Raw genomic sequence first — 6,432 nt, forward strand, 5'->3', positions numbered from 1 at the left:
AAGTTTCTCTATTTCAGTAGGTGTTTGGACACCCACTGAAAAGGTACCAAAATCGCATTCATCTCACCACCTATAGAGGTGGAAGGCTTCCGCTGAATAAAGATAAAATGCGGGTCGCTAAAAGATATACGAATTTTCCAAATTGATATAACCGACGCCGCCTGTACGCTGGTCGATTCAAATTGCACACGCATTTGTGGTAACTACAAGGAGTCCTTCTTAATGTACAAAGAAACATTCTGTATAAACGCACATAATCTATAGGAGATGAAAAAAACGTTAATTTATAAAAATATTTTTATATGCTTAGGGGATGATGTTGCTTGAAAAAGTGTATTTTCTACACATACGCTTATAATGCGGAAAAAACGATAGCTCGCGCGATTGAAAGCGTTATTGCCCAGACTGACCAGAATTGGGTTTGGTATTTATTGGATAATGCTTCGACAGATGGAACGGGCGAAATCATCAAACAATATGCTTCCAAAGATTCGCGTATTATTGCGCTTAGAAACAAGCAGAATCATGTTCATGAAAAAGGGCATAGTTGGACAGAAATAATTGAGAATTACGATGAAAGCGATTATTTCTGTTTTCTCGATGCAGACGATGAATATAAAACGAACTTCTTGACAAATATGGAACGATTTATATCAAATCACAATCTCGACGTTGCCGCTTGTGGACATGATTTTATCGATGAAACAACCAAGGATCTAATTGCTGTTCGCAGATTGGGTCAAAACCTCATATTAGATACACCAGAAATGTTTAACACATATTTTACTGATTATCATCAGTTTATGAGGACAGTATGGTGCAAACTTTACAAGGTGTCGGTTTTACGCAGGTTTAATTTTTCACGTATACCAAGTTTGCACTACGGTGCAGATACACTGTTTACAATTGAAAATTTTCGTAATGCCAGCCGTGTCGGTATCCTCGCAGACTCATTACATAAATACTATATGAATCCACATTCTTCTTCGCATCAGTTAGACGCTAGTCGTATTACTTGCGACCGTATACTTGACGATACAGCACGCGCGTTTCTGATTGAAAAGTGCGGAGCCATCAGCCTGCAGAACGAGCAATTTCTTCATGTTGTCTACTATAACGGAATATACGACACGATAGGCGTTATACTTAAGGAAACCTTGACACAATATGCAAAACTGCAAAGCCTGTATGATGTATTAACCCACAAAAAAACCAAGGAACTGTTCCAACAAATCGCTTTTCCTGATGAGGAGTTGGATTTACTGCGCACTCCAGTTATAAACTGGCTTGTTGGACAAAAAAAATATCAAGCCTTCAACAGCGCTGAAATGACCGTTGAAATACTAATGGCCATCTATCCACACTTATCTCAATTTATAAAAAAAGAAACACTAAAGTATTTACTATTGGAAATTCCTGATATGATCCCATATGTTCTACGAAAAGACTACAATAGCATGATTGAACGTTTTCAATCTTGGTATAAAACTCGCAATGTAGATGATCCTTCGTTAACAGAAATGGAAATCATCGCGTATCTTGCCGTAAAGCCGGATGACCAGCTACTGTTGCTTTTTTTAGACATCAAAAAGAAACGACCTTTGTCGTCAAAAAAATTGAATATTGACTCGCAAATTGCCAATCTACTCACAAAGTATCCTTTGCTCCAAAATATCAGTGACGACTTAGTAGCTATTTTTTCAAATACGGTTTGTTGGATAATGAAGGGAGATCTTAACCGTGCGTTTGATGAGTTTATCTCTACTTCACAAAACACTGAAATACCTGACGCTGAAGCTTATATCTTGTTAGGTCAAAACTTGTCAGCTGCTGTAAAAAATCTCTGAGGCATATACATTTCCGCACGATTAGGAAGTAACAGGTACACCTGCCAAGTTCACGCAATTATTACCGGACGAACCGTTCCGAAGTTTTGCATAGAAGTAAATCGAACTACGATTATCTTTTGTGTCCTGACGCAATGAAAAATTAAAAATATTTTGCAGTTTTTTATCAATCAGTAATAACGGGCTGAAGTTAATATGCTCTACCATTTCATCTAATGACATCCCATCATTCATAAAGTTAAAATTCATAAGCTTCCACTTTATGTCCATTTCGACCAATTGTAGTCTGTGCCTGTGAAAGTGAATTTAAAATGGCTTCCTCGGTTGCTTCTGCGGCTGCTGCAAAAAATTGATTCATGATAGGATGATCCTCACGTAGTTGTGTACGTGTTTCGACAAGCTCATCTGATTGATGAGCGATACGATGTGCTGTTGTAAAGCCAATGACTATATCCCCACTACCATGTGAAAAGTGACTGCCTGTACGTCCAAGACCAATGCCACAGCGTTTAATAACACGTGTCAGTTGACGATTACTAAGTGGGGCATCTGTGGCAAGTACGATGATAATGGAGCCATCTGTTGGAGATATTATCGATTCGCTTTGATCGCTAGTAGCAACATATTGGTGTGTTAAAAAGTCAGAGCTTTGCCCGAAATTACTGAGGACCATACAGCCTACCATATAGTTCGTTGACCCATGTGTCACAATTCGAGAAGATGAGCCAATCCCACCTTTATAGCCAAAGCACATCATTCCTTTTCCAGCTCCAACTGCCCCTTCCTCTGCAGTTTCAGTGGATGCCTTGCGAATCGCTTCCAAAGCATGTTCAGGTGTAATTGGACATTCCCGAATGGAATTTAAATAACTATCATTACATTCCCCAACTACGATATTAATAGTTCCTGTTGAAAGTCCTATTTCACTATTCGTATCTAGCATAAATTGCAGCGTTCCCTGTGTTACAGCTGGAACGCCAAATGTATTCGTTAGCATAATGGGTGATTCAATAACCCCAAGTTCATTTACTTGTACGAGCCCTGTCGTTTTACCATAGCCATTTATGACATAGCTTGCAGCAGTAACCTTTTGCTGAAATAAATTGCCTTCATGCGGTAAAATCGCAGTTACTCCTGTACAAGCATAGGCGCCGTCTTGATTCATTTTCTCATCAAGTGTTACATGCCCTACACGCACGCCAGCTACATCCGTAATACAATTTTTCTCACCAGTTGATAATGTGCCAATGACGATCCCCATTTCTCGTACTTTTTTTGGCATATTAGTCATTCCTTATGAATCGCCATATTTACAGCAGCCTGTGCATGTAAAACTGTTGTATCAAAAATAGGTACGTTCACATCTTCTTGTTTAATAAGTAATCCAATCTCTGTACATCCTAAAATAATGCCTTGTGCACCTGATTGCACAAGATTCTCTATCACCTGTAAATAATAGTCCTTCGACGCTTGTTGAATTCGACCCAAGCATAATTCTTCATAGATGATACGATTGACTTCAGCGCGCTCCTCAGCTAGCGGAACAAGCACTTCAATGCCAAATCCCTCTATTCTAGCTCGATAGAAATCTTGCTCCATCGTGTACTTTGTTCCAAGAAGGGCAACTTTCTGTAAACTAGCTTTTTCTATTTGATTTGCTGTCGCATCAGCTATATGTAAAATTGGAATGGTGATTTTTGCCGTTATGATATCAATAACCTTGTGCATTGTATTTGTACAAATAACAAGAAAATCTGCCCCTGCACTCTCCAAAGATTGCGCTGCCTCTGCAAGGACTTGCCCTGCCTTTTCCCACGCTCCCTCAGCTTGATAATGCTCAATTTCTTGAAAATCTACACTATATAAAATACATTTTGCTGAATGCAAGCCTCCTAATTGTCGCTTTACCTCTTCATTCATCAGGCGATAATACTCTGCAGAAGACTCCCAGCTCATACCGCCAATCATACCAATTGTTTTCACGCATACTCCTCCTTTAATTTTATTACTATATTATCATTCTATCTCAAATAAGGAAATTTTCAAAAAGTTTTTAAACCTATCTTTTCAAAATAGCCAATATCTAATTTATAAGATGGGTATAGAAGCAACAAACAACATTTATACTAATAAAAAAGTAAATACCATCCTTCAAATCAATGCTAATAGTATACACAAAACCCATTAAATCAGTAATGATCAATACAAGGGAATAAAAAAGCGACAATTCCTACAACTATCCTAATTACCATATCCATCAGCAGAAAATGCCATACGTAACCTCCTTTTATTACAATATGCATTTTTCTTTTACATCATTATATTATTTTCTCGCAGTAAAGTTTCGACAGATGGTTCATCACAATATCTATTCTAAGTATAAGTAAGTCCTTCACTGCATTTGCACTTGAACTAGATATTTCAACTATTGGAAAAATATTTAGTAATAATATCGTTTTCTAAAATTCAGTATTTTCAAAAAGCGGATATATTACAAAAAAACAGTGTAAACTGAAGCGTATTGAGATTGGAGGTAAACAAAATGGAATGGATATCGAATATTGTAAATGAGACTAATAGTATTTTATGGACATATTTCATTATCACACTATTATTAGCTGCAGGGTTTTATTTTTCCTTTGGCACAAAGTTTGTTCAAATTCGACTTTTCCCTGAAATGTTTCGTTTAATAGTGGAAAAAAGAGATGGAGAGTCAGGTGTTTCTCCGTTCCAAGCATTCACGATTAGCGCAGCCTCGCGTGTAGGTACTGGGAATATTACAGGCGTTGCATTAGCAATCGGAGTAGGTGGACCAGGAGCAGTATTTTGGATGTGGATCATCGCCGTATTAGGAATGGCGACTGCCTTTATTGAAAGTACGCTTGCACAGGTGTACAAAGTAAAGGATGGCGATACGTTCCGTGGTGGACCAGCCTATTATATGGAAAAAGCATTAGGCCAACGAAAATTAGGGATTATTTTTAGTATTCTTTTAACGTTAAGCTTTGGCTTTATTTTTAATGCTGTACAATCGAACACGATTGCAACTTCTGTTGGTGAGGCATTCCATATTAAACCTTATATCATTGGTATTATGTTAGTTGTGTTAACGGCCATGATTATTTTTGGTGGCGTACATAGAATTGTAAAAGTTACGCAAGTACTTGTACCCGTGATGGCAGTTTTCTATTTAGCTGTAGCCCTTTTTGTTGTTGTGACAAATCTGTCTGAAATACCTGCCGTTTTCAAACTGATTTTCACAGAAGCGTTTGGTCTTAAAGAAGCAGCTGGTGGAGCAATCGGAACTGCTATTATGCAGGGCGTACGCCGTGGTTTATTTTCAAATGAAGCCGGTATGGGTAGTGTACCTAATGCCGCAGCTACAGCAAATACGTCACACCCTGCAAAACAAGGATTAGTGCAAAGCTTAGGTGTATTCTTTGATACAATTATGATTTGTTCTGCAACAGCGTTTATCATTATTTTAGCGGGTCTATATAATACAGGTGAAAGCAATGGAATTATTCTTACACAAAATTCCTTAGCTGTACATGTAGGTTCATGGGCTCCTTACTTTATCGCTATTGCAATTATTTTCTTTGCCTTTAGCTCCATCGTAGGAAATTACTATTACGGTGAATCTAATATTGAGTTTATGAATGCGCATAAAGGTTGGATGTTTGGCTACCGTATTTTAGTGCTTGTTATGGTGATGTTTGGTTCTCTCGCACAGGTACAGCTTGTTTGGAACTTAGCTGATCTGTTCATGGGACTAATGGCTATCATCAATATTACAATCATTATATTACTTGGTAAAATTGCCTTCCTCGTGTTAGACGACTTTACAAAGCAAAAGAAAAACGGCAAAAACCCTGTATTTTATGCAAAATCAATCCCAACATTGAAAAATACTGATTGCTGGGAAGAAGATCGATAATTATTGAAAAACGCCATTCCTCTGTTGAGGAATGACGTTTTTTTATGGAATCAATTATGTCTCGCCTGCAATTGTTTTTTGCGCGAAAGCGTAGCGGCAGCAGCACCGAGGTGGTCACTCAGGCATTTTCACAGGTTGTGAATTTTTTTAGCCTGAGTTCCTTTATTTCAGCGGGTGTTTGGACACCCTCGCATACATCTCACCACATATTTAGGTGGGAGACTTCTGTAACTGTCGTTTCACTTATGTTACAAAAGACATTTCGCTAAAAGAAGTTAATATTTAAATTGACTAATTAGCTGCTTTAGCTCATCTGCCATATGCGCAAGAGCTTGTGCAGAAGCATTAATTTCTTCCATTGAAGCTAATTGTTCCTCTGTAGACGCTGCAACGTCCTCTGAAGCAGCTGCATTTCCTTGTGCAGAAAATGCTAAATCCTCCGTAACAGCTGTCACTTCTTGTACACTTGCTGACATTTGTTCAGATGCAGAAGATACCTCTTCCATTTTAGGAGTAATTTTATCCATACTCGACTTAATCACTTGGAATTTCGTGATAGCTTCGTCTGATACATGTAGTCCATTTTGAACATCTTCTGTAACTTTTGCCATGATGTTGACAGATTGTTCTGTTTCTATTTGAATGCCA

The 6,432-nt window shown here is 38.0% G+C and carries 5 protein-coding genes and 1 pseudogene; 2 read left to right on the forward strand and 4 right to left on the reverse strand.

The genetic code is table 11. The annotated features are described in order from the left end of the window. Window positions 1-323 precede the first annotated feature (323 nt). Window positions 324-1,847, forward strand: coding sequence for a glycosyltransferase family 2 protein (locus tag PVA17_RS19870; RefSeq protein WP_274068711.1), 1,524 nt, complete (start codon window positions 324-326; stop codon window positions 1,845-1,847). A gap of 21 nt (window positions 1,848-1,868) precedes the next feature. On the opposite strand, the gene PVA17_RS19875 is transcribed toward PVA17_RS19870, so the two are convergent. Genes PVA17_RS19875 through PVA17_RS19885 form a run of 3 tightly spaced genes read right to left on the reverse strand, consistent with a single transcriptional unit; the run spans window position 1,869 to window position 3,830 of the window. Then, on the reverse strand, window positions 1,869-2,096 hold the full coding sequence (locus PVA17_RS19875) for a hypothetical protein (protein ID WP_132358755.1): 228 nt from the start codon (window positions 2,094-2,096) through the stop codon (window positions 1,869-1,871). Further along, window positions 2,086-3,129 carry a DmpA family aminopeptidase gene (locus PVA17_RS19880; RefSeq protein ID WP_274068712.1) on the reverse strand — a complete coding sequence of 348 codons (1,044 nt, stop codon included), beginning with the start codon at window positions 3,127-3,129 and terminating at the stop codon, window positions 2,086-2,088. Before PVA17_RS19880 ends, PVA17_RS19875 begins: the two co-directional genes overlap by 11 nt. 5 nt (window positions 3,130-3,134) lie before the next feature. Then, window positions 3,135-3,830: an aspartate/glutamate racemase family protein gene (locus PVA17_RS19885; RefSeq protein WP_274068713.1), complete on the reverse strand. Its 696-nt coding sequence runs from the start codon at window positions 3,828-3,830 to the stop codon at window positions 3,135-3,137. 559 nt (window positions 3,831-4,389) lie between these two features. Here PVA17_RS19885 and PVA17_RS19890 point away from each other — a divergent pair. Then, window positions 4,390-5,784, forward strand: a complete 1,395-nt coding sequence (locus tag PVA17_RS19890; RefSeq protein ID WP_132358761.1) for an alanine/glycine:cation symporter family protein — start codon at window positions 4,390-4,392, stop codon at window positions 5,782-5,784. Window positions 5,785-6,059: 275 nt separating this feature from the next. Here PVA17_RS19890 and PVA17_RS19895 read toward each other — a convergent pair. After that, a pseudogene (locus PVA17_RS19895) lies at window positions 6,060-6,432 on the reverse strand (chemotaxis protein); the annotation flags it as partial.

This window comes from Lysinibacillus sp. CNPSo 3705, from assembly GCF_028674935.1.
Classification (GTDB): domain Bacteria; phylum Bacillota; class Bacilli; order Bacillales_A; family Planococcaceae; genus Lysinibacillus.

What these genes read in the sequence shown, in the direction of transcription:
- PVA17_RS19875 (WP_132358755.1), bottom strand. Translation starts at nt 2,096, where the DNA reads ATGAATTTTAACTTTATGAATGATGGGATGTCATTAGATGAAATGGTA.
- PVA17_RS19880 (WP_274068712.1), bottom strand. Translation starts at nt 3,129, where the DNA reads ATGCCAAAAAAAGTACGAGAAATGGGGATCGTCATTGGCACATTATCA.
- PVA17_RS19890 (WP_132358761.1), top strand. Translation starts at nt 4,390, where the DNA reads ATGGAATGGATATCGAATATTGTAAATGAGACTAATAGTATTTTATGG.